The organism is Kosakonia sp. S57 (genome assembly GCF_016516575.1).
Taxonomy (GTDB): Bacteria; Pseudomonadota; Gammaproteobacteria; order Enterobacterales; family Enterobacteriaceae; genus Kosakonia; species Kosakonia cowanii.
This window is the reverse complement of record NZ_JACVUL010000012.1, coordinates 121143-143326: the sequence shown is the minus strand read 5'-3', so window position 1 is coordinate 143326 and position 22184 is coordinate 121143. Positions and strand designations below refer to the sequence as shown.

The window sequence follows — 22184 nt, the reverse complement described above, 5'->3', positions numbered from 1 at the left end:
TGTCTGCTTATCGCTTTTCTGACGCTACGCTTTCCCCTATGCTACAGCGGTTTTCCGTTTTGAGGTTGTAAAGATGTCTCAGCCAAAGGCTCAGCTTCGCCGCGATGGCTTCACGTTTAAATCATTTTTCGTCGCGCATGACCGCTGTGCCATGAAAGTCGGTACCGATGGTGTAATGTTAGGCGCCTGGGCACCGGTCTCCCGCGCCCGTCATATTCTCGATATTGGTAGCGGCAGCGGCTTACTGGCGCTAATGCTGGCGCAGCGTACCGCAGATGATGTAACCGTCGATGCGGTTGAGCTTGATGAGCAGGCGGCAGGGCAGGCGCAGGAGAACGTGCAGGCTTCTGTGTGGGCCGATCGCATTCGCGTCCACTGCGCCGATATTCTCGCCTGGAGCCAGCAGAACACCGCGCGGTTTGATCTTATTGTCAGCAATCCGCCCTATTTCGAAGAGGGCGTCAAGTGCGCCACGCCTGAGCGCGACCTTGCGCGTTACACCACCACCCTCGATCACCAGACGCTGCTGGAGATCGCCGCGACGCTTATCACCGAAGAGGGCTTTTTCTGTGTGGTGCTGCCGGTTGAAACCTGCGAAGGCTTTAGTGAGAAAGCGCGACAGCTCGGCTGGCATTTGCGGCTGCGTACCGATGTCGCGGAGACAGAAGGGCGCCTGCCGCACCGTGTGCTGCTGGCCTTCTCGCCGCGGCAGGGCGAGCTGTTTGCCGACAGGCTGGTGATCCGCGGCGCGGATCAGCGCTATTCAGAAAGCTATAGCGCGCTGACCCAGGCCTTCTATCTTTTTATGTAACTTTGCGGCGAGAGCACCGTTGGCCCGGATTCCGGCAACTGATGCGGGTAATCCAGCGTGTAGTGCAGGCCACGGCTCTCTTTGCGCATCATTGCGCAGCGCACAATCAGCTCCGCTACCTGCACCAGGTTGCGCACTTCAAGCAGGTTATTTGACACGCGGAAGTGCGCGTAATACTCGTCAATTTCCTGCTGCAACAAGTTAATGCGCCGCAACGCCCGCTCAAGGCGTTTGGTGGTCCTTACAATCCCGACGTAATCCCACATAAACAGCCGCAGCTCATGCCAGTTATGTTGCAGAATCACCCGCTCATCGGCATCGTCAACCCGGCTCTCATCCCACGCCGGTAACGCAGGCACGCTTTCGACGCCCGGCATACGGTGCGCAATATCTTCAGCGGCCGACCAGCCATAGACCAGACACTCCAGCAGTGAGTTAGAGGCCATGCGATTAGCGCCATGCAGCCCGCTGTAGCTCACTTCGCCAACCGCATAGAGGCCATTAACATCGGTACGGCCGCAATCGTCAATCATCACCCCGCCACAGGTGTAGTGTGCCGCTGGCACAATCGGCACCGGCTCTTTAGTCAGATCGATGCCGAGGCCAAGCAGTTTCTCGTAAATCATCGGGAAGTGGTGGCGCACAAACTCAGGCGGTTTGTGGCTGATATCCAGGTACATGCACTCGACGCCGAGGCGTTTCATTTCATGGTCGATGGCACGCGCCACCACATCGCGCGGAGCAAGTTCGCCGCGCGGGTCGAAGTCCGGCATAAAACGCGTGCCGTCCGGGCGTTTGAGGTGTGCACCTTCGCCGCGTAGCGCTTCCGTCAGCAGGAAATTGCGCGCCTGCGGGTGAAACAGCGCGGTGGGGTGAAACTGATTAAACTCCAGATTCGCCACCCGGCAACCCGCGCGCCAGGCCATGGCGATACCATCGCCGGAAGCGATATCGGGATTGGTAGTGTACTGATAAACCTTCGATGCGCCGCCGGTGGCCAGCACCACCGCTTTTGCGCGACAGGTTTCAACCTGCTCTTTATTGCGATTCCACACCCATGCACCCACCACCCGGCGCGCACCGGGCAGGCCAATCTTGTCGGAGATAATCAGGTCAACGGCATTGGTGCGTTCAAGCAGGCGAATATTGGGATGGCTCATCGCCTGGCTCACCAGCGTGTTCTCCACCGCTTTGCCGGTGGCATCAGCGGCATGAAGAATTCGTCGATGGCTATGCCCGCCTTCGCGGGTGAGGTGATAGCTGGCATCGCCGCTTTCACTCAGCTCGGTATCAAACATCACACCTTGGTCGATAAGCCACTGCACGCAGTGACGCGCATGGCTGGCGACAAACTCCGCCGCGCGGCGATCGACAATACCGGCACCGGCAATCAGGGTATCTTCGACATGAGAGGCGATGCTGTCCGTTTTATCAAATACCGCCGCAATACCGCCCTGTGCGTAGAGTGTTGACCCTTCGCTGACCGGCCCTTTGCTTAAAACGATAACGGAATGGTGCTCAGCCAGACGTAACGCAACGGAGAGGCCCGCCGCACCGCTGCCAATCACCAGCACATCACAGGAGAGTTCAGGAGTTGTTTGCATAGTGTGTTTAATTTACTAAACAAGTGTTGCCCGAGAATAGCACCACCCGCACAGCAAATGCACATTTTTTTGTTTTGTGTATTAAGCACTAAACATGACGGGCGCTTGTGGCTGAAGAGAGAGGATAAAATCTAAGAAAAGGCTGTTTGTTTACTAAGGTGTATTAAGGATGAAAAAAAAGCATTAGTGCGGTAATCTCTGGCGATCTTAAGGTCTTTTCTTTGAGAACAGGGTGCAGTTGTCGGCAGACTTATAATGAGTGATAACGAAAGTTCTGCGTAACTCTGCACAAAAACAAAGGCGTGACGGAACTTTCTTACCGGTCTGCTCTCTAATTGGCTGCTTGCTCATAATGCAGTTTTGGAGTGGCGTTCTGGCTACGCGTGGAAATGGGTTTTGGGGAGACTTTACCTCGGATGAGCGAGCAGTTAACGGATCAGATTCTTGTTGAAAGGGTCCAGAAGGGAGATCAGAAAGCCTTTAACTTACTGGTGGTGCGCTATCAGCATAAAGTGGCGAGTCTGGTCTCTCGTTATGTCCCTTCAGGCGATGTGCCTGACGTAGCACAAGAGTCCTTTATTAAAGCCTATCGCGCGCTTGATTCTTTCAGGGGTGATAGCGCTTTTTATACCTGGCTCTACCGTATTGCTGTGAATACAGCGAAAAATTACCTGGTTGCTCAGGGGCGCAGGCCGCCATCCAGCGATGTGGATGCGAATGAAGCGGAAAACTTCGAAAGCGGCGGCGCGCTGAAAGAAATTTCGAACCCTGAGAACTTAATGTTGTCAGAAGAACTGCGACAAATCGTTTTCCGCACTATTGAGTCTCTCCCGGAAGATTTACGTATGGCAATTACGTTACGGGAGCTGGATGGCCTAAGCTATGAAGAGATAGCGGTCATCATGGATTGCCCGGTGGGTACAGTTCGTTCTCGTATCTTCCGTGCGCGGGAAGCCATTGATAATAAAGTTCAACCGCTTATCAGGCGTTGACGATAGCGGGATACTGGAAAAGGTATTAGGCATGCAGAAAGAAAAACTTTCCGCTTTAATGGATGGTGAGACCCTGGATAACGAACTGCTCAGCGAGCTGTCCCGTGATCCAGAAATGCAGCGAACCTGGGAGAGTTATCACCTCATCCGTGATTCAATGCGTGGTGATACTGCCGACCTGCTGCATTTCGATATCTCCGATCGGGTTATGGCCGCGATTGAGAGTGACGCCGTGCAGCCTGCGACGCCGCTTATCCCTGAAGCGCAGCCGGCACCACAGCAATGGCAGAAGATGCCGTTCTGGCACAAAGTACGTCCGTGGGCGAGCCAGCTCACCCAGATGGGCGTTGCGGCATGCGTATCGTTAGCTGTCATTGTTGGCGTTCAGCACTATAATGGCCAGGCTGAATCCACCCAACAGCCCGAAGCGCCAGTGTTTAACACACTGCCGATGATGGGCAAAGCCAGCCCGGTGAGCCTGGGTGTTCCGGCTGATGCGACGGCAAGTGCCGGTCAGCAGCAGCAGGTTCAGGAACAGCGTCGTCGCATCAATGCGATGCTGCAGGATTACGAACTGCAACGCCGTTTGCACGCTGAGCAGCTTCAGTTTGAACAGGCGCAGACTCAGCAGGCCGCTGTCCAGGTGCCAGGAAATCAAACCTTAGGAACGCAATCGCAGTAATGAAGCAACTTTGGTGTGCCCTCTCTTTTGTGGCTGCTGGTCTACTTTGCTCAACTAACGCCTCGGCTGATGTTTCATCCGGGGCGTTGTTACAGCAGATGAATGTAGCGAGCCAGTCTCTCAATTACGAACTCTCCTTTATCAGCATCAACAAACAGGGTGTCGAATCGCTGCGCTATCGTCATGCACGCCTCGACAACCAGGCGCTTGCGCAGCTGCTGCAGATGGATGGCCCGCGCCGCGAAGTGGTGCAGCGCGGCAATGAGATCAGCTACTTCGAGCCAGGCCTTGAGCCCTTCACCCTCAACGGTAACTACATCGTCGATTCGCTGCCGTCGCTGGTCTATACCGACTTCAAACGTCTTTCGCCGTACTACGACTTTATCTCCGTCGGGCGCACGCGCATTGCCGACCGGCTGTGTGAAGTGATCCGCGTCGTGGCGCGTGACGGTACGCGCTACAGCTACATTGTCTGGATGGACGAAGAGAGCCGGCTGCCGATGCGCGTCGATCTGCTCGATCGCGATGGCGAAACTCTTGAGCAGTTCCGTGTGATTGCGTTTAACGTCAATCCTCAGGTAAGCGACAGCATGCAAACGCTGGCGAAAGCGAGCCTGCCGCCGCTGCTTTCGGTGCCGACGGGCGACAAAGTGAACTTTAACTGGGTGCCGTCATGGCTGCCGCAGGGCTTCACCGAAGTTGCCAGCAGCCGCCGTCAGCTGCCGACCGTCGATGTGCCCGTCGAATCACGCCTCTACTCCGATGGATTGTTCAGCTTCTCGGTTAACATCAACCGTGCAAATCAGAACAGCAGCGACCAGATGCTGCGCACCGGTCGACGCACTGTCAGCACAACCGTGCGTGACAACGCCGAAATTACTATCGTGGGCGAGTTGCCGCCGCAAACGGCAAAACGCATTGCGGATAACGTCAAATTCAGGGCCGCACAATGATCAAAGAGTGGGCAACCGTCGTCTCCTGGCAGCATGGCCAGGCGCTGGTCGAGTGTGACGTGAAAGCCTCCTGCAGCAGCTGCGCCTCGCGCGCCGGCTGCGGCAGCCGCGTACTTAACAAGCTTGGCCCGCAAACCACCCATACCATCGCCGTACCCTGCGCTGAGCCGCTGGAGCCAGGGCAGAAAGTGGAGCTGGGCATTGCGGAGAGCAGCCTGCTTGGCTCTGCGGTGCTGGTCTATATGACGCCGCTGCTTGGCCTGTTTGTAATGGGCGCGCTGTTCCAGACCCTGTTCGGCAACGATATGGCGGCGTTTAGCGGCGCCGTGCTGGGCGGTATCGGCGGTTTTCTGCTGGCGCGCGGTCTCTCGCCGAAGCTTGCCACCCGTAGCGAATGGCAGCCAATAATCCTTAGCGTCGGCCTGCCGCCGAACCTTATTCGCGTCGATGACGCATCCGCTGAAAGCCGCCCCTGATCCTGCCTGTTACCGCTTACAAAGTGTGGGCGGTTTGAGCATTTCCCCGCGTTGTGGTTGTAGTGTAGAATGCGGCGTTTCAGTACATTGACGTCAGGCGCGAACAGGCCTCTTAGTTACTCGTAAGGCATAAAATCTCACTCTATGAAGAATATTCGTAACTTTTCGATCATCGCTCACATCGACCACGGTAAATCGACGCTGTCTGACCGTATTATTCAGATTTGCGGTGGTCTCTCCGATCGCGAAATGGCAGCCCAGGTGCTGGACTCCATGGATCTCGAGCGCGAACGCGGCATTACCATTAAAGCCCAGAGCGTGACGCTGGATTACAAAGCCACCGATGGCGAAACCTATCAGCTGAACTTTATCGACACCCCGGGCCACGTTGACTTCTCCTACGAAGTTTCCCGCTCGCTGGCCGCCTGTGAAGGTGCGCTGCTGGTGGTTGACGCAGGCCAGGGCGTGGAAGCGCAGACGCTGGCGAACTGCTACACCGCGATGGAGATGGATCTGGAAGTGGTGCCGGTCTTGAACAAAATCGACCTGCCGGCGGCCGATCCTGAGCGCGTAGCGGAAGAGATTGAAGATATCGTCGGCATCGACGCTACCGATGCGGTGCGCTGCTCGGCGAAAACCGGCGTTGGCGTACCGGATGTTCTTGAGCGCCTGGTGCGCGACATTCCGCCGCCGGAGGGCGATCCTGACGCTCCGCTGCAGGCGCTGATCATCGACTCCTGGTTCGATAACTACCTCGGCGTAGTCTCGCTAGTGCGTATCAAAAACGGCACCATGCGCAAAGGCGACAAGATCAAAGTGATGAGCACCGGCCAGGTCTATAACGCTGACCGTCTTGGTATCTTCACGCCGAAGCAGATCGATCGTACCGAACTGAAGTGCGGCGAAGTAGGCTGGTTAGTCTGCGCCATCAAAGACATTCTCGGCGCGCCGGTAGGGGATACCCTGACCGCTGCCCGTAACCCGGCAGACAAAGCGCTGCCCGGCTTTAAAAAGGTGAAACCGCAGGTTTACGCCGGTCTCTTCCCGGTTAGCTCCGACGACTACGAGAACTTCCGTGACGCCCTCGGCAAGCTGAGCCTTAACGATGCCTCCCTGTTCTACGAACCGGAAAGCTCCACCGCGCTCGGCTTCGGTTTCCGCTGCGGCTTCCTCGGCCTGCTGCATATGGAGATCATCCAGGAGCGTCTGGAGCGTGAATACGATCTTGACCTCATCACCACGGCACCAACCGTAGTGTATGAAGTGCAGACCACCAACAAAGAGGTGATCTACGTCGACAGCCCTTCCAAGCTGCCGCCGCTGAACAACATCGAAGAGCTGCGCGAGCCGATCGCCGAGTGTCATATGCTGCTGCCGCAGGAGTTCCTCGGTAACGTCATTACCCTCTGCATCGAGAAACGCGGCGTGCAGACCAACATGGTTTACCACGGTAAACAGGTGGCGCTGACCTACGAAATCCCGATGGCGGAAGTGGTCCTCGACTTCTTCGACCGTCTGAAGTCCACCTCGCGCGGTTACGCCTCGCTGGATTACAACTTCAAACGCTTCCAGGCCTCCAACATGGTGCGCGTTGACGTGCTGATCAACGGCGATCGCGTCGATGCGCTGGCGCTGATCACCCACAACGATAACGCGCCGTATCGCGGTCGCGAGCTGGTCGAGAAGATGAAAGAGCTGATCCCGCGTCAGCAGTTTGATATCGCGATTCAGGCGGCGATTGGCAACCACATCATTGCCCGCTCAACCGTGAAACAGCTGCGTAAAAACGTCCTGGCGAAGTGCTATGGCGGTGACGTCAGCCGTAAGAAGAAGCTGTTGCAGAAACAGAAAGACGGTAAGAAACGCATGAAGCAGGTTGGTAACGTTGAGCTGCCGCAGGAAGCGTTCCTCGCCATTCTCCATGTTGGCAAAGAGAGCAAATAACCTAAAGGAGTTGGCATGGCGAACATGTTTGCCCTGATCCTGGTGATCGCGACGCTGGTGACAGGTTTTTTATGGTGCCTGGATAAGTTTATTTTTGCACCGAAACGCCGGGAGCGTCAGGCCGCTGCGCAGGCAGCGACGGGCGATGCGCTTGATGCGAAGACGCTGAAAAAAGTTGGCCCGAAACCGGGCTGGCTGGAGACGGGGGCTTCGGTTTTCCCGGTGCTGGCGATTGTGCTGGTGGTGCGTTCATTTATCTATGAACCCTTCCAGATCCCGTCAGGCTCGATGATGCCAACGCTTTTGATCGGCGATTTTATTCTGGTGGAGAAGTTTGCCTACGGCATTAAAGATCCTATCTACCAGAAAACGCTGATCGAAACTGGTCATCCGAAACGTGGCGACATCGCGGTGTTTAAGTATCCGGACGATCCACGCCTCGATTACATCAAGCGCGTGGTCGGCCTGCCGGGCGATAAAGTGAGCTACGATCCGGTGACAAAACAAGTTACCGTGCAGCCAAATTGCAGTTCCGGTCAGGCGTGCGGCAACGCGCTGCCTGTCACCTACAGCAATGTGGAAGAGAGCGATTTTGTGCAGACCTTTGGCCGTCGTAACGGCGGCGAGGCGAGCAGCGGCTTCTTCCAGATGGCGAAAGGGCAGAGCATGGCAGACGGCGTACGTCTTACCGAGCGTAAAGAGACGCTGGGCGACGTCACGCACCGTATTCTCAACGTGCCCATCGCGCAGGATCAGCTCGGTATTTACTACCGTCAGCAGAACCAGCCGCTGGCCACCTGGATTGTGCCGCCGGGTCACTACTTCATGATGGGTGACAACCGCGATAACAGCGCAGACAGCCGCTACTGGGGCTTTGTGCCGGAAGCGAATCTGGTTGGCCGCGCGACGGCAATCTGGATGAGTTTCGAGAAACAGGAAGGTGAATGGCCGACAGGCGTGCGCCTGAATCGTATCGGCGGAATTCATTGATTCAGCGGGGCGTAATTATTCTTGTTGCGCCCCGAATTATTTCCAGGATTATTCCCTTCTTACTAACGACATCCCTCCTCGTTGCGTATAGAATATTCCCCCGAAGTTTAAGGCTGGCCCTCCGGGTGCCACAGCACACGAAACCGCGTTGGTTCTTCAGGTCGGTTTCGTGTGCTGCATTGTTGACGCATTTATTTATTGGTAACGCATGAACCCCATCGTAATTAATCGGCTTCAGCGGAAGCTGGGCTACACTTTTCAACATCACGATCTGTTGCAGCAGGCTTTAACTCACCGCAGCGCCAGTAGCAAACATAACGAGCGTCTCGAATTTCTCGGCGACTCGATTTTAAGTTTTGTGATCGCCAATGCCCTCTATCACCGTTTTCCACGCGTGGATGAAGGGGATATGAGCCGCATGCGCGCGACGCTGGTACGCGGCAATACGCTGGCAGAAATCGCCCGCGAATTTGAGCTGGGCGAGTGCCTGCGCCTCGGGCCGGGTGAGTTGAAAAGCGGCGGCTTTCGCCGTGAATCGATTTTAGCGGATACCGTAGAGGCATTGATCGGCGGCGTGTTCCTGGATAGCGACATCCAGACCGTTGAGCAATTGATCCTCAGCTGGTATCAGACGCGCCTCGACGAAATCAGTCCTGGCGATAAACAAAAAGATCCGAAAACGCGCCTGCAGGAGTTCTTGCAGGGTCGCCATCTGCCGCTGCCCTCCTATCTGGTGGTGCAGGTGCGTGGCGAAGCGCACGATCAGGAATTTACTATCCACTGCCAGGTCAGCGGCCTGAGCGAACCGGTGGTTGGCACGGGTTCCAGCCGTCGTAAGGCGGAGCAGGCTGCCGCCGAACAGGCGCTGAAAAAACTGGAGTTGGAATGAGCACTGAAACTGAAAACACCTACTGCGGATTTATCGCCATCGTTGGACGTCCCAACGTCGGCAAATCCACACTGCTGAACAAGCTGCTCGGGCAGAAGATCTCGATCACCTCCCGTAAAGCGCAAACCACGCGCCACCGTATCGTTGGCATCCATACCGAAGGGGCTTATCAGGCGGTCTACGTCGATACCCCGGGTCTGCATATGGAAGAGAAGCGCGCCATCAACCGTCTGATGAACAAAGCGGCCAGCAGCTCTATCGGCGACGTTGAGCTGGTGATCTTCGTTGTTGAAGGCACACGCTGGACGGCAGATGACGAAATGGTGCTGAACAAGCTGCGTGATGCCCGTGCACCGGTGATCCTTGCGGTGAACAAAGTGGACAACGTGCAGGAGAAGGCCGATCTGTTGCCGCACCTGCAGTTCCTGGCAAGCCAGATGAACTTCCTCGACATCGTGCCGCTCTCTGCGGAAACCGGCATGAACGTTGATACCATCGCCAGCGTCGTGCGCAAGCATCTGCCAGAAGCGATTCACCACTTCCCGGAAGATTACGTCACTGACCGCTCGCAGCGCTTTATGGCCTCTGAAATCATCCGTGAAAAGCTGATGCGTTTCCTTGGCGCAGAGCTGCCGTACTCGGTCACCGTCGAGATCGAACGCTTTATTACCAACGAGCGCGGCGGGTATGACATCAACGGCCTGATCCTCGTTGAGCGCGAAGGGCAGAAGAAGATGGTGATTGGCAACAAAGGCGCCAAAATCAAAACCATCGGCATCGAAGCCCGTAAAGATATGGAAGAGATGTTTGAAGCCAAAGTTCACCTTGAACTGTGGGTCAAAGTGAAATCGGGCTGGGCCGATGACGAGCGCGCGCTGCGCAGTCTCGGTTATGTCGACGATCTCTGAGTAACACCGGATGGAGGGATGGCAGCGTGCCTTCGTTCTTCATAGCCGTCCCTGGAGCGAAACCAGCTTAATGCTGGACGTCTTCACGGAAGAGTCCGGTCGTGTGCGCCTGGTTGCCAAAGGCGCACGCTCTAAACGTTCCAACCTCAAAGGCGCTTTGCAGCCCTTTACCCCTCTGCTGGTGCGCTTTGGTGGGCGCGGTGAAGTCAAAACCCTGCGCAGTGCCGAAGCGGTCTCGCTGGCGCTGCCGTTAAGCGGCATCACCCTCTACAGCGGTCTCTATGTCAATGAACTCATCTCCCGCGTGCTGGAGCATGAGACGCGCTTCTCCGAACTCTTTTTTGATTATCTGCATTGCATCCAGGCGCTGGCCGGCGTCAGTGGCTCGCCGGAGCCGGTGCTGCGCCGCTTTGAGCTGGCGCTGCTCGGTCATCTCGGTTACGGCGTCGATTTTCTGCACTGTGCGGGGAGCGGCGAGGCGGTGGAAGATGGCATGACCTATCGCTACCGCGAAGAGAAGGGCTTTATCGCCAGCGTCGTGGTCGACAACACCACCTTCACCGGGCGACACTTACGCGCGCTCTCCGAGCGGGAGTTCCCGGACAGCGACACGCTGCGTGCCGCAAAGCGCTTTACCCGCATTGCCCTGAAGCCGTATCTTGGAGGCAAGCCGCTCAAAAGCCGGGAGTTATTCCGGCAGTTTGTGCCTAAGCGCTAGCGGCAGGATCACAGACCAGGCGGGGCGAAGACCGCGCCGGAAATTTTGCGAAACTGAGGATTGTCATGGCTGAATTACTGTTGGGCGTAAACATCGATCACATTGCCACTCTGCGCAACGCGCGCGGCACCGCATACCCGGATCCGGTGCAGGCGGCGTTTATTGCCGAGCAGGCAGGTGCCGATGGGATTACCGTCCATCTGCGTGAAGATCGTCGCCATATCACCGACAGAGATGTGCGTATCCTGCGCCAGACGCTGCACACGCGCATGAACCTTGAAATGGCTGTTACCGACGAGATGCTGGCGATTGCCTGCGAAACGAAGCCGCACTTCTGCTGCCTGGTGCCGGAAAAACGCCAGGAAGTGACCACCGAAGGCGGGCTGGACGTGGCCGGCCAGCGCGACAAAATGCGCGATGCCTGCCAGCGCCTGGCGCAGGCGGGGATTCTGGTGTCGCTGTTTATCGATGCCGATAACGCGCAGATCAAAGCCGCGGCGGAAGTGGGCGCACCCTATATTGAAATCCACACCGGCTGTTACGCTGATGCTGAAAACGAGGCCGCGCAGGCGAAAGAGCTGGAGCGCATCGCCAACGCCGCGACCTATGCCGCCAGTCTTGGGCTGAAAGTCAATGCCGGTCACGGTCTGACTTACCACAACGTTAAAGCGATCGCCGCGCTGCCAGAGATGCACGAGCTGAATATTGGTCACGCAATTATTGGCCGTGCGGTGATGAGTGGCCTGAAAGAGGCGGTGGCGGAGATGAAACGTTTGATGCTGGAAGCGCGCGCATAATGGCTATCTTAGGATTGGGCACCGATATCGTTGAGATCGCACGCATTGAAGCGGTGGTCGCCCGCAGCGGCGATCGGCTGGCGAAGCGCGTGCTCAGCCCTAATGAATGGGCACTCTACGAGGCGCACCAGCAGCCGGTGCGCTTTCTCGCCAAACGCTTTGCGGTGAAAGAGGCGGCGGCAAAGGCGCTCGGCACCGGCATTCGCAACGGCCTCGCATTCAATCAATTCGAAGTCTTTAACGATGAACTGGGAAAGCCGAGCCTGCGCCTGTGGGGTGAAGCTGAGCGGCTGGCAGAGCGGATGGGCGTGCGTTCTGTGCACGTCACGCTGGCGGATGAACGCCACTACGCTTGTGCGACGGTGATTATCGAAAGTTAGATTTTGTCAGAGTGGTGCAGCAGCACGAATTTATCCCACAGCTGTTCTTCGCTCTCTTGATGTGCCGGATCTTTCAGGATGGTATTGGGGATCGGGCACACTTTCTGGCAGGTCGGCGTATCGTAATGGCCCACGCACTCGGTGCAGCGGTCGCTGTTAATCTCATAAATGCTCTCGCCGAGCGAAATCGCCTCATTCGGGCACTCCGGCTCGCACATATCGCAGTTGATGCATTTTTTGGTAATTAACAGCGCCATCAGGAAATTCTCAGAAACAACACAAACAGGGCGGGCATTATACGATGATTGCCTGCTCAAACCAGTTTTTTTACCAGCTCCTCGCTGTGGCGAATACGCTCCGGGGCATGCTCCAGATCCTGCTGAACCAGCGCCATAAAAAGCAGATCCGTCAGCATCATCTGGGCGCTGGTGGAGGAGATGGCCGCGCTGCGCGTCGCCTGCTCTTCCGCAATGGTATAGAGCGAGTGGGTCGCGCGCTGCTGTAATGCATTGGGGGTAAAACCGGTGATCGCGAGGATCTTTGCTCCCACGCGTAACGCTTCGTCAGCCGCCAGATTGATCTCACGCCGTTCGCCCGAGTAGGAGACCGGCAGCAGCAGATCGCCCGGCTCCAGCGCCTGCACCGCTGCCAGCAGCGCGTGCATATCCTGTTCGACAATGGCGTTCAGGCCAATCTTCATCAGCTTCCAGCCAAAATTACGCGCCACCAGGCCCGACGCGCCGATACCGGTCAGCACGATGCGCCGCGATTCGCGCAGCAGGCGCACGCTCTCCAGCAGCTTCTCTTCGCTGTTCACATCCAGCGAGGCGTGCATCGCGCTCTGATACTCTTTAATTAGCTTCTCGCCGACCACGCGCAGGGCGTCATCGCCGCGAATTTTATTATGCACCGGTACGGAGTAGGGGTTGGGATTGCTGGCCAGCGCTTCGCTGATCGCCAGCTTCATTGCCGGGAAGCCTTTGAACTCCATCTTCTGCGCGAATTTCACTACGCTCGACTGGCTGACACCCGCTTCCGCCGCCAGCTGCTGCGAGCTTAAATGGCGGGCGCGATCGGGGTTTTCGAGCAGAAATTCCGCCAGCTTTTTATCACTCTGCGCAAGGCCGGGATAGCGCTGGCGAATGCGGATCAAACAGTTCATACGATCTCCGGGGTGTTCACGTAATTCACTGCTGGTGCATTACGCGGATGAATTAACTATTCCATCCATGGGCGGTGATTATGAATTAAAAATTCTGGCAGCACAAAGTTTCTCCGCGTGGCGTTTGATAGCGATCAACTGGGAAGGCCAGACCCGCTCGCTTTCACCTGTGGCGCGCTCTCAAGACGGCGGATCGCCGGTACCAGACCCGCACCGATACAGGCCAAAATCACCACCAGCGCCGAGGTGGTTAACACCGTTTCGCTGCCAAAATGCATCGCCAGCGGCCCGGCTGCCAGTTCACCTACCGGAATGGCAATAAACGATCCCATCGCATCCCAGGCGTAGACCCGCGCCAGCTTCTCCGCCGGAATGTGCGTTTGCAGCGACTGCGCCCACGCCACGCCGAAAAGGCCGAAGACGATCCCGGCGCAAAAGAAGGCCGCCATCAGCCAGTGCGCCGGTGCCGCCTGGCCGAGCAGCCAGGTAGGCACGGCGCAGAACGCCATCAGCACCACGCCAATAAAAAGATCGCGTTTAGGCCGCCAGCGCAGCGCCAGGAACGAGCCGACAATCAGGCCTATGCTCTGCGCGGCGATAATCAGCCCCCACTGGGTTCGCCCAAAAGCGCTGTCGGCAATCACCGGGCCGAGCACCATTACAATTCCGCTGAAAGCGGCGTTAATCAGGGTGAACTGCACCACCACCGACCAGACCCAGGGACGGCTGGCGAACTCTTTCCAGCCGTCGCGCAGATCCTGCAGGATATTGCTGGTCGCCTCTGCGGCTTTGATAGTACCGACGCGAATCGCGTAATAGAGCGGTGCCGAGGCGGCAAAGCCGAGCGCATCAATGGCCAGCCCCCAGCCGGGGCCGACTGCGCTGGTCAGGATCCCGCCGAGCGAGGCGCCGATGACCGTCCCGCTGTAAATCCCAAGCTGCAGCAGTGCGTTCGCTTCACGCCGCAGGTGAACGGGCACGGTTTGCGGTACCAGCGCCGAGGAGGCGGGAAGGGCAATACCCGCCGCCGCGCCATTCAGCGTGCCAAGCAGGGCGAGCAACATGACGCTGGCTGAGCCATCAAGCACCAGCCAGGCGACCGCACCCTGCGAAAGAGCGGCGACAAGAGAAGAGAGCACCATCACGCGGCTGCGGGAGTAGCGATCCGCCAGCACGCCGCCAATCAATAAAAACGCGACGTTAAACAGCGAGCGTGCCGCCACCACAAGGCCAAGATCGGCCGCCGAGCCGCCAATATCGAGCACCGCGAAAGCCAGCGCGATCGGCGCGATGCCGTTGCCCAGCACGGTAAGCAGGCGGGCAGAAAAGAGGTAGCGAAAGGCAGCGATCTGCAAGGCGCGGCGCGGCGTTGTGCGGGGGGCTGGAGTCATTGTCACCTGTATTAAGTAGGGGGAGAAAAGGCGTGTCGCGTATTATTGCAGGTATTGATAACAGGCTGTTACCGGAAAAGTGAGGATCTATCTGTTAGGCTAGTTGTAGTGTAATCGCCAAACGGAGCGTCCCGGCGATGGAGCGTTAACCCACAGAGGAATATCTTTTGGCTACCAGTGAACGCCGCGTTGTATTTTTTGACCTTGATGGAACATTACATCAGCAGGATATGTTCGGCACCTTTTTGCGTTATCTGCTGCGACATCATCCGCTCAATGCGCTGCTTGTGCTGCCGCTGTTACCGGTGATTGGTGCCGGGCTTTTAATAAAGGGCCGCGCCGCGCGCTGGCCGATGAGCCTGCTGTTATGGGGCTGCACCTTTGGTCACAGCGAGCGTCATCTCAACGCCCTGCAGCAGAAATTTGCCGACTGGTTCCGCGGGCACGTCACCGCCTTTCCGGTGGTGCAGACGCGCTTAACCAACTATCTGGCCGCCTCGGATGCGGATATCTGGCTCATCACCGGCTCGCCGCAGTCGCTGGTTGAGCAGGTCTATTTCGACACGCCCTGGCTGCCGCGCGTTAATGTCATCGCCAGCCAGATGACCCGCGGCTACGGCGGTTGGGTGCTGACTCTGCGCTGCCTCGGGCATGAGAAAGTCGCGCAATTAGAGCGCAAAATCGGTACGCCGCTGCGTCTTTACAGCGGCTACAGCGACAGTAAACAGGACAACCCGTTGCTCTACTTCTGCCAGCACCGCTGGCGCGTTACGCGCCGTGGCGAACTGCAACAGCTTGAGTAGTGTCGAACGTATTAGGGGTGTGTATAATGCGCCCCGCCTGAATTACTGGAGTTTATACCTTTGTCCAATCCCGAACTGACTCACGAACACTGGATGCGTTATGCGCTGACGCTGGCGAAGCGCGCCTGGGACGAGGGCGAAGTGCCCGTGGGCGCGGTGCTGGTGCATAACAACCAGGTGATTGGCGAAGGGTGGAACCGCCCGATTGGCCGTCACGATCCCACCGCGCACGCGGAGATTATGGCGCTGCGCCAGGGCGGTCTGGTGCTGCAAAACTACCGGCTGATCGACACCACGCTTTACGTGACGCTGGAGCCCTGCGTGATGTGCGCGGGCGCCATGGTACATAGCCGCATCGGGCAACTGGTGTTTGGCGCGCGTGATGCGAAAACCGGCGCGGCAGGATCGTTGATGGATGTGCTTCATCACCCGGGGATGAATCACCGGATCGAGTTTACCGAAGGCGTGCTGCGCGATGAGTGCGCCGCGATGTTAAGCGATTTCTTCCGCCAGCGTCGGCTGGAGAAGAAAGCCCTGAAAAGCGGCAACGCCTGATCAGCCCTTGCGGGCAATGCCTGATGGCGGCTCCGCCTTATCAGGCCTACGGCAGCGGTTACAGTGGGTCGGGGTTTTGTAGGCCGGATAAGCGTAGCGCCATCCGGCAACTTAATCAGCGGTTAACCTTCAGTTGCAGCGTATCCTGCGGTAAAACCGAATGGTGACCAAACGCCTCGTCGACGGTCAACGCGCTGAAGGGCAACACGCCATAGGTCGGCTGATCAAGCTCGGCGCTCGACACCGCCGGGTAGCTCTGCGCTAGCTTGAGCGTTGCGGCGAGCGCCTTCTCTTTCTCCAGCAGATAACCCACCAGGCTAATCTCATATTTGCGGATATTCTCCACGTAGGCATACGCCTGATACCCGCGGGCATAGCCGTAGCGTAATTTGCTGTAGTAGGCCTTCTGGCTTAACAGCGGCAGGCGCTGTTTCACATCGGCCCAGCTATCCGGATTGCCTTTGGTCTTCACCGTCAGCGCGCGGGCATCAAGCATGTGCGCATAACCCATGTTGTAGGCCGCCAGCGCATACCAGATCTTCTCATCCTGCGGCACGCTGTCCGGCACTTTGCTCATCATATCCTGCAAGTAGCGCGCGCCGCCGCTGATGCTCTGCTCGGCATCGGTTCTGTCGCTGAGCCCCAGGCTCTGCGCCGTATTGCGGGTCAACATCATCAGCCCGCGCACGCCCGTCGGCGAGGTGGCCTGCGTGTCCCAGTGAGACTCCTGATAGGAAATTGCCGCTAACAGCTTCCAGTCGATCTGCTGCGCATACTTCTCAAACAGCGGCTGCAGCTCTGGCAGCACGCTATCAACGGCGCGTAAAAAGGCGCGTGTATCAACATAATCAAAGCCATCGCCATGCCCGAGATACTTCTCTTCGAGCCTCGCGAGGATCCCCTCGCCATTAATGGTGTTGAAAAAATCGAGCATCGCCGCCGAAAGTGTGTTGTCGTCGTCGCGCTTGCTAAACCAGGTGACGGGCTGTTCATCAGAGATATCGAGCGCCACCGCCAGCTCCGGGTGAACGCGCTGGAAGAGGCTGATCGCCACCGAATCGGCGACGGTATAACTCAGTTTGCCGTCGACCACTTGCTGAAGCAGGGAGGTCGTGCCGAGTTTTTCATCCACTTTCCAGCTGAGATTGGGGTACTTCTTCTCTTTTATCTCGCGCAGATCGTCCAGCGCGACATGCCCGGGGGCAATGGTCAACTGGCTCTCATTCACTTCCGCCAGCGTACGCGGGCGATAGCTGCCGACGCGATAGACAAGTTGTTGAGAAACGGAGTAGTAGACCGGCCCGGTCTGGTAGCTTTTGACACGCTCATTGTTATAGACCAGCCCGGCGGCGAGCATATCGGCGTTGTCGTGATCGAGGTCGTCAAACAGCTGGCTGATGTTCTGGCGCACGGTGATTTTGAGTTTCACGCCGAGGTAGTCGGCAAACTGCTGCGCCAGCTCGTAATCGAGGCCGTAATTTTTGCCGTTGATAGAGGTGTAAGTAAGCGGCGTCGAAATGGTACTGACGCGCAGCTCCCCGCGTGCCTGGATAGCCGCGATGCGGTTATCGGCTTTGCCAAACCAGGGGACTGATGGCCACAGCGCCGCTGCCAGCAGCAGGGTGACAATGCCGATGAGCAGATAATTAATCTGAAATCTTTTCAAGGAGTTAATTCTCTGCGCCGTACTTTGCCTCAAAAGGTTTTCGCAATCACAGCAAGGGGGTTGCTGCTGATTTAGCGGCATTCTGCGTAACAAAACGGCAGTTGGCAACAAATTACAGCATTCGGCCACAGCTATTGCTAAAAATCGCCAGCGCTTTTTATTTCCACGCAAACGGTTTCGTCGCGCCTCAGGATTCTCTATAATGACGCCCGTTTTCCCCTGGTGCACACTTTAAGCGTCCCCGACGCTTCGTAATCGAAGACGAGAGACTTATGATGGAAATTCTGCGTGGTTCGCCTGCCCTGTCCGCATTCCGTATTAACAAACTGCTGGCGCGGTTTCAGGCCACCAACCTGCCGGTGAGCAATATTTATGCCGAATATACTCACTTTGCCGACCTTAACGCGGCGCTCACCGAAGAAGAGTACGCCCGGCTCCAGCGCCTGCTGAAATATGGTCCAAGCCTTAGCAGCCACACCCCAACCGGAAAATTACTGCTCGTCACTCCTCGTCCCGGCACCATCTCTCCCTGGTCATCGAAAGCTACCGACATCGCCCACAACTGCGGTCTGGAAAAGATCAACCGCCTTGAGCGCGGCGTGGCGTACTACGTTGAAGCCGCCAGCCTGACCGACGCCCAGTGGCAAGAGGTGGCGGCGCAGCTGCATGACCGCATGATGGAGAGCGTATTTAACGCTGAAGCGGACGCCGCGCGTCTGTTTGAGCACCACCAGCCCGCGCCGGTACAGAGCGTGGATCTGCTGGGCGAAGGCCGCCAGGCGCTGATTGACGCCAACCTGCGTCTCGGCCTCGCGCTGGCGGAAGATGAGATCGATTACCTGCACGACGCCTTTACGCGCCTGGGGCGCAACCCGAACGATATCGAACTCTATATGTTCGCCCAGGCGAACTCGGAGCACTGCCGTCACAAAATCTTCAACGCCGACTGGGTGATTGACGGGCAGCCGCAGCCGAAGTCGCTGTTCAAAATGATTAAAAACACCTTCGAGAAGACGCCGGACTTTGTGCTCTCTGCCTACAAAGATAACGCGGCGGTGATGGAAGGTTCCGCGGTTGGTCGTTTCTATGCCGATCGCGCTGAAGGTCGCTACGATTTCCACCAGGAGCCGACCCATATTTTGATGAAGGTGGAGACGCACAACCACCCGACCGCCATTTCACCGTGGCCGGGCGCAGCAACCGGCTCCGGCGGCGAGATCCGCGATGAGGGCGCAACCGGGCGCGGCGCGAAGCCGAAAGCGGGTCTGGTCGGTTTCTCCGTCTCCAACCTGCGTATTCCAGGCTTCGAGCAGCCGTGGGAAGAGGATTTTGGCAAGCCGGAGCGCATCGTTACCGCGCTCGATATTATGACCGACGGCCCGCTGGGCGGCGCGGCATTCAACAACGAATTTGGTCGTCCGGCGCTGAACGGTTACTTCCGTACTTATGAAGAGAAGGTCAACAGCCACAACGGTGAAGAGCTGCGCGGCTACCACAAGCCGATCATGCTGGCAGGCGGGATCGGCAACATTCGTGAAGATCATGTGCAGAAGGGCGAGATCGTGGTTGGCGCCAAGCTGATCGTGCTCGGCGGCCCGGCGATGAATATCGGCCTGGGCGGCGGCGCGGCCTCGTCAATGGCATCCGGTCAGTCCGATGCCGATCTCGACTTCGCCTCGGTGCAGCGCGATAACCCGGAGATGGAGCGTCGTTGCCAGGAGGTGATTGACCGCTGCTGGCAGCTGGGCGAAGCCAACCCGATCCTCTTTATTCACGATGTCGGCGCGGGCGGTCTCTCTAACGCCATGCCAGAGCTGGTGAGCGATGGCGGTCGCGGCGGCCGCTTTGAGCTGCGCGATATTCTGAGCGACGAACCAGGCATGAGCCCGCTGGAGATCTGGTGTAACGAATCCCAGGAGCGTTATGTGCTGGCGGTGGCGGCGGATCAACTGCCGCTGTTTGACGAACTTTGCCGCCGCGAGCGCGCACCCTACGCGGTGATTGGCGACGCGACCGAAGAGCAGCACTTAACGCTGAACGACAGCCACTTCGACAACCAGCCAATCGATATGCCGCTGGATGTGCTGCTTGGCAAGACGCCGAAGATGACGCGCGATGTCGCGACGCGCCAGGCGACCGGCGACAGCTTCAACACTCACGGTATTACCGTGGCTGACGCGGTAAACCGCGTGCTGCACCTGCCGACCGTGGCGGAGAAAACCTTCCTTGTCACCATTGGCGACCGTACGGTTACCGGCATGGTGGCGCGTGACCAGATGGTCGGCCCGTGGCAGATCCCGGTTGCCAACTGCGCGGTGACTACCGCCAGCCTGGACAGCTACTACGGCGAAGCGATGGCGCTCGGCGAACGCGCTCCGGTCGCGCTGCTGGACTTTGCCGCCTCGGCGCGGCTGGCGGTCGGCGAAGCGCTGACCAACATCGCGGCAACGCATATCGGCGATATCAAACGCATCAAACTCTCCGCTAACTGGATGGCCGCAGCTGGTCACCCGGGTGAAGACGCCGGTCTCTATGCGGCGGTGAAAGCGGTGGGCGAAGAGCTGTGTCCGGCGCTCGGTCTGACTATTCCGGTGGGTAAAGACTCGATGTCGATGAAGACCCGCTGGCAGGAGGGGAGCGAGCAGCGCGAAATGACGTCGCCGCTGTCGCTGGTGATCACCGCCTTTGCCCGCGTTGAAGATGTGCGCCACACCGTGACGCCGCAGCTTTCAACCGACGACAACGCCCTGCTGTTAATCGATCTCGGCAAGGGCAGCAACGCGCTTGGCGCAACGGCACTGGCGCAGGTTTACCGCCAGCTGGGCGACAAACCGGCGGATGTGCGTAACGTCGAGCAGCTGAAAGGCTTCTATGACGCGATTCAGGCGCTGGTGGCAGAGAGAAAACTGCTGGCCTACCACGACCGCTCCGACGGCGGCCTGCTGGTGACGCTGGCAGAGATGGCCTTTACCGGCCACTGCGGCGTGAATGTCGATATCGCCGCGCTGGGCAACGATCGTCTGGCGGCACTGTTTAATGAAGAGCTGGGCGCGGTGATTCAGGTGCGCGCAGCCGACCGCGAGGCGGTTGAGAGCGTGCTGGCGGCCTACGGTTTAAGCGACGTTGTGCACTATCTTGGTCGCGCGGTCGAAGGCGATCGCTTTGTGATTGAAGCGGACGGTCAGCCGGTGTTCAGCGAAAGCCGCACCACGCTGCGTATGTGGTGGGCGGAAACCACCTGGCAGATGCAGCGCCTGCGCGATAACCCGGAGTGCGCGGATCAGGAGCACGAGGCGAAAGCCAACGACAACGATCCGGGCCTCAACGTCAAACTGACGTTTGATATCAACGACGATATCGCGGCACCGTTTATTGCCACCGGCGCGCGACCGAAAGTCGCCGTGCTGCGTGAGCAGGGCGTCAACTCCCACGTGGAGATGGCGGCGGCGTTCCACCGCGCCGGGTTTGACGCGGTTGATGTCCACATGAGCGATCTGCTGGCCGGGCGCAGCGGGCTGGAGAACGTCCACGCGCTGGTCGCCTGCGGCGGCTTCTCTTATGGCGACGTGCTGGGCGCGGGCGAAGGCTGGGCGAAATCGATCCTCTTTAATGAGCGCGTACGCGACGAGTTCGAAACCTTCTTCCACCGTCCGCAAACCCTGGCGCTGGGTGTCTGTAACGGCTGCCAGATGATGTCGAACCTACGTGAGCTGATTCCGGGCAGCGAACTGTGGCCACGCTTTGTGCGTAACCACTCCGATCGCTTCGAGGCGCGTTTCAGCCTGGTGGAAGTGACGCAGAGCCCGTCACTGCTGCTCAATGGCATGGTCGGGTCGCATATGCCAATCGCCGTCTCGCACGGTGAAGGGCGTGTCGAAGTGCGTGACGCCGCCCATCTGGCACAGCTCGAAAGCAAAGGGCTGGTGGCGCTGCGCTATGTCGATAACAACGGCAGCGTGACTGAGTGCTACCCGGCAAACCCGAACGGCTCGCCGAACGGTATTACCGCCGTGACCAGCGAAAGCGGGCGCGTCACCATCATGATGCCGCACCCGGAGCGTGTTTTCCGCACCGTTGCCAACTCCTGGCACCCGGAAAACTGGGGCGAAGACAGCCCGTGGATGCGTATCTTCCGCAATGCCCGTAAGCAGCTCGGCTAAACCGACGCGGCAGTAAAACAGGCCCTCTTCCTTAACCGGGAAGGGGGCTTTTTTGATCGGGTGCTAAAAGTGTCGGCTTTTCCCGACATCAGAGGATTATCACTGTCTCTAAAAGGAGACATTTATCTGTTTGATTTTAATGGTGATAATTTATGGGCTGATGGAGTGTTGCTAAATAGCGACAGAGCGATGAAATGTTGCGCACTTCACACAATCGATAAATATTGATAAACACTATGATAATCAAGACATTAAAATATTGTGTGGCAACCTGGCATAATACGTGCATAATTATAGCCAGTG

20 protein-coding genes are annotated in these 22184 nt (G+C 57.9%); 15 read left to right on the top strand and 5 right to left on the bottom strand.

Annotation, left to right across the window (positions count from 1 at the left end):
- Positions 1–73: 73 nt before the first annotated feature.
- Complete coding sequence (locus IAE48_RS13735; RefSeq protein ID WP_042716757.1) at positions 74–811, top strand: tRNA1(Val) (adenine(37)-N6)-methyltransferase; 738 nt, start codon at positions 74–76, stop codon at positions 809–811.
- On the opposite strand, the gene nadB is transcribed toward IAE48_RS13735, so the two are convergent.
- The gene (gene nadB / locus IAE48_RS13730) at positions 796–2415 is read right to left on the bottom strand and encodes an L-aspartate oxidase (protein WP_200134717.1); all 1620 of its coding nucleotides are present in this window, start codon (positions 2413–2415) and stop codon (positions 796–798) included. The two genes, IAE48_RS13735 and nadB, sit on opposite strands and share 16 nt — an antisense overlap.
- Before the next feature lie 416 nt (positions 2416–2831).
- Between nadB and rpoE the strand changes: the two genes are divergently transcribed.
- The 11 genes from rpoE (at position 2832) to acpS (ending at position 12144) form a co-directional block, all read left to right on the top strand.
- Positions 2832–3407, top strand: coding sequence for an RNA polymerase sigma factor RpoE (rpoE, locus tag IAE48_RS13725; RefSeq protein ID WP_042716751.1), 576 nt, complete (start codon positions 2832–2834; stop codon positions 3405–3407).
- Between the two features lie 31 nt (positions 3408–3438).
- Positions 3439–4089, top strand: a complete 651-nt coding sequence (gene rseA / locus IAE48_RS13720) for an anti-sigma-E factor RseA (protein WP_094421613.1) — start codon at positions 3439–3441, stop codon at positions 4087–4089.
- Positions 4089–5042, top strand: a complete 954-nt coding sequence (gene rseB, locus IAE48_RS13715; protein ID WP_124967567.1) for a sigma-E factor regulatory protein RseB — start codon at positions 4089–4091, stop codon at positions 5040–5042. The genes rseA and rseB overlap by 1 nt, the downstream gene beginning before the upstream one ends.
- On the top strand, positions 5039–5518 hold the full coding sequence (gene rseC / locus IAE48_RS13710) for a SoxR-reducing system protein RseC (protein WP_023481219.1): 480 nt from the start codon (positions 5039–5041) through the stop codon (positions 5516–5518). Before rseB ends, rseC begins: the two co-directional genes overlap by 4 nt.
- Before the next feature lie 144 nt (positions 5519–5662).
- Positions 5663–7462, top strand: coding sequence for a translation elongation factor 4 (gene lepA, locus IAE48_RS13705; protein ID WP_023481268.1), 1800 nt, complete (start codon positions 5663–5665; stop codon positions 7460–7462).
- Positions 7463–7477: 15 nt separating this feature from the next.
- Positions 7478–8452: a signal peptidase I gene (gene lepB / locus IAE48_RS13700; protein WP_023481224.1), complete on the top strand. Its 975-nt coding sequence runs from the start codon at positions 7478–7480 to the stop codon at positions 8450–8452.
- Between the two features lie 208 nt (positions 8453–8660).
- Complete coding sequence (gene rnc / locus IAE48_RS13695) at positions 8661–9341, top strand: ribonuclease III (protein ID WP_076768826.1); 681 nt, start codon at positions 8661–8663, stop codon at positions 9339–9341.
- The gene (era, locus tag IAE48_RS13690; protein ID WP_054804444.1) at positions 9338–10249 is read left to right on the top strand and encodes a GTPase Era; all 912 of its coding nucleotides are present in this window, start codon (positions 9338–9340) and stop codon (positions 10247–10249) included. The genes rnc and era overlap by 4 nt, the downstream gene beginning before the upstream one ends.
- 10 nt (positions 10250–10259) lie before the next feature.
- A complete protein-coding gene (gene recO, locus IAE48_RS13685; protein ID WP_023481189.1) occupies positions 10260–10967 on the top strand; it encodes a DNA repair protein RecO in 708 nt (235 codons plus the stop codon).
- A 65-nt stretch (positions 10968–11032) separates the two neighbouring features.
- A complete protein-coding gene (gene pdxJ / locus IAE48_RS13680) occupies positions 11033–11764 on the top strand; it encodes a pyridoxine 5'-phosphate synthase (RefSeq protein WP_054804447.1) in 732 nt (243 codons plus the stop codon).
- Entirely contained in the window at positions 11764–12144 is a 381-nt protein-coding gene (gene acpS, locus IAE48_RS13675; protein ID WP_139567334.1) for a holo-ACP synthase, read from the top strand. Before pdxJ ends, acpS begins: the two co-directional genes overlap by 1 nt.
- On the opposite strand, the gene IAE48_RS13670 is transcribed toward acpS, so the two are convergent.
- The 3 genes from IAE48_RS13670 to IAE48_RS13660 all read right to left on the bottom strand — a co-directional run bounded on the left by IAE48_RS13670 (position 12141) and on the right by IAE48_RS13660 (position 14697).
- The gene (locus tag IAE48_RS13670) at positions 12141–12401 is read right to left on the bottom strand and encodes a YfhL family 4Fe-4S dicluster ferredoxin (protein WP_042711614.1); all 261 of its coding nucleotides are present in this window, start codon (positions 12399–12401) and stop codon (positions 12141–12143) included. The genes acpS and IAE48_RS13670 overlap by 4 nt on opposite strands.
- A 56-nt stretch (positions 12402–12457) precedes the next feature.
- The gene (locus tag IAE48_RS13665; RefSeq protein ID WP_023481181.1) at positions 12458–13306 is read right to left on the bottom strand and encodes a MurR/RpiR family transcriptional regulator; all 849 of its coding nucleotides are present in this window, start codon (positions 13304–13306) and stop codon (positions 12458–12460) included.
- 134 nt (positions 13307–13440) lie between these two features.
- On the bottom strand, positions 13441–14697 hold the full coding sequence (locus tag IAE48_RS13660; RefSeq protein ID WP_200134716.1) for an MFS transporter: 1257 nt from the start codon (positions 14695–14697) through the stop codon (positions 13441–13443).
- A 167-nt stretch (positions 14698–14864) separates the two neighbouring features.
- Between IAE48_RS13660 and yfhb the strand changes: the two genes are divergently transcribed.
- Together yfhb and tadA are read left to right on the top strand one after the other, a co-directional pair.
- Positions 14865–15500, top strand: coding sequence for a phosphatidylglycerophosphatase C (yfhb, locus tag IAE48_RS13655; RefSeq protein WP_034813854.1), 636 nt, complete (start codon positions 14865–14867; stop codon positions 15498–15500).
- Between the two features lie 60 nt (positions 15501–15560).
- Positions 15561–16055, top strand: a complete 495-nt coding sequence (gene tadA / locus IAE48_RS13650) for a tRNA adenosine(34) deaminase TadA (RefSeq protein WP_200134715.1) — start codon at positions 15561–15563, stop codon at positions 16053–16055.
- Between the two features lie 115 nt (positions 16056–16170).
- Here tadA and mltF read toward each other — a convergent pair whose 3' ends face one another.
- Positions 16171–17802, bottom strand: coding sequence for a membrane-bound lytic murein transglycosylase MltF (gene mltF / locus IAE48_RS13645; protein ID WP_192869593.1), 1632 nt, complete (start codon positions 17800–17802; stop codon positions 16171–16173).
- A gap of 221 nt (positions 17803–18023) precedes the next feature.
- On the opposite strand from mltF, the gene purL reads away from it, so the two are divergent.
- Complete coding sequence (purL, locus tag IAE48_RS13640) at positions 18024–21881, top strand: phosphoribosylformylglycinamidine synthase (RefSeq protein ID WP_370569026.1); 3858 nt, start codon at positions 18024–18026, stop codon at positions 21879–21881.
- The last annotated feature ends 303 nt before the right edge of the window (positions 21882–22184 follow it).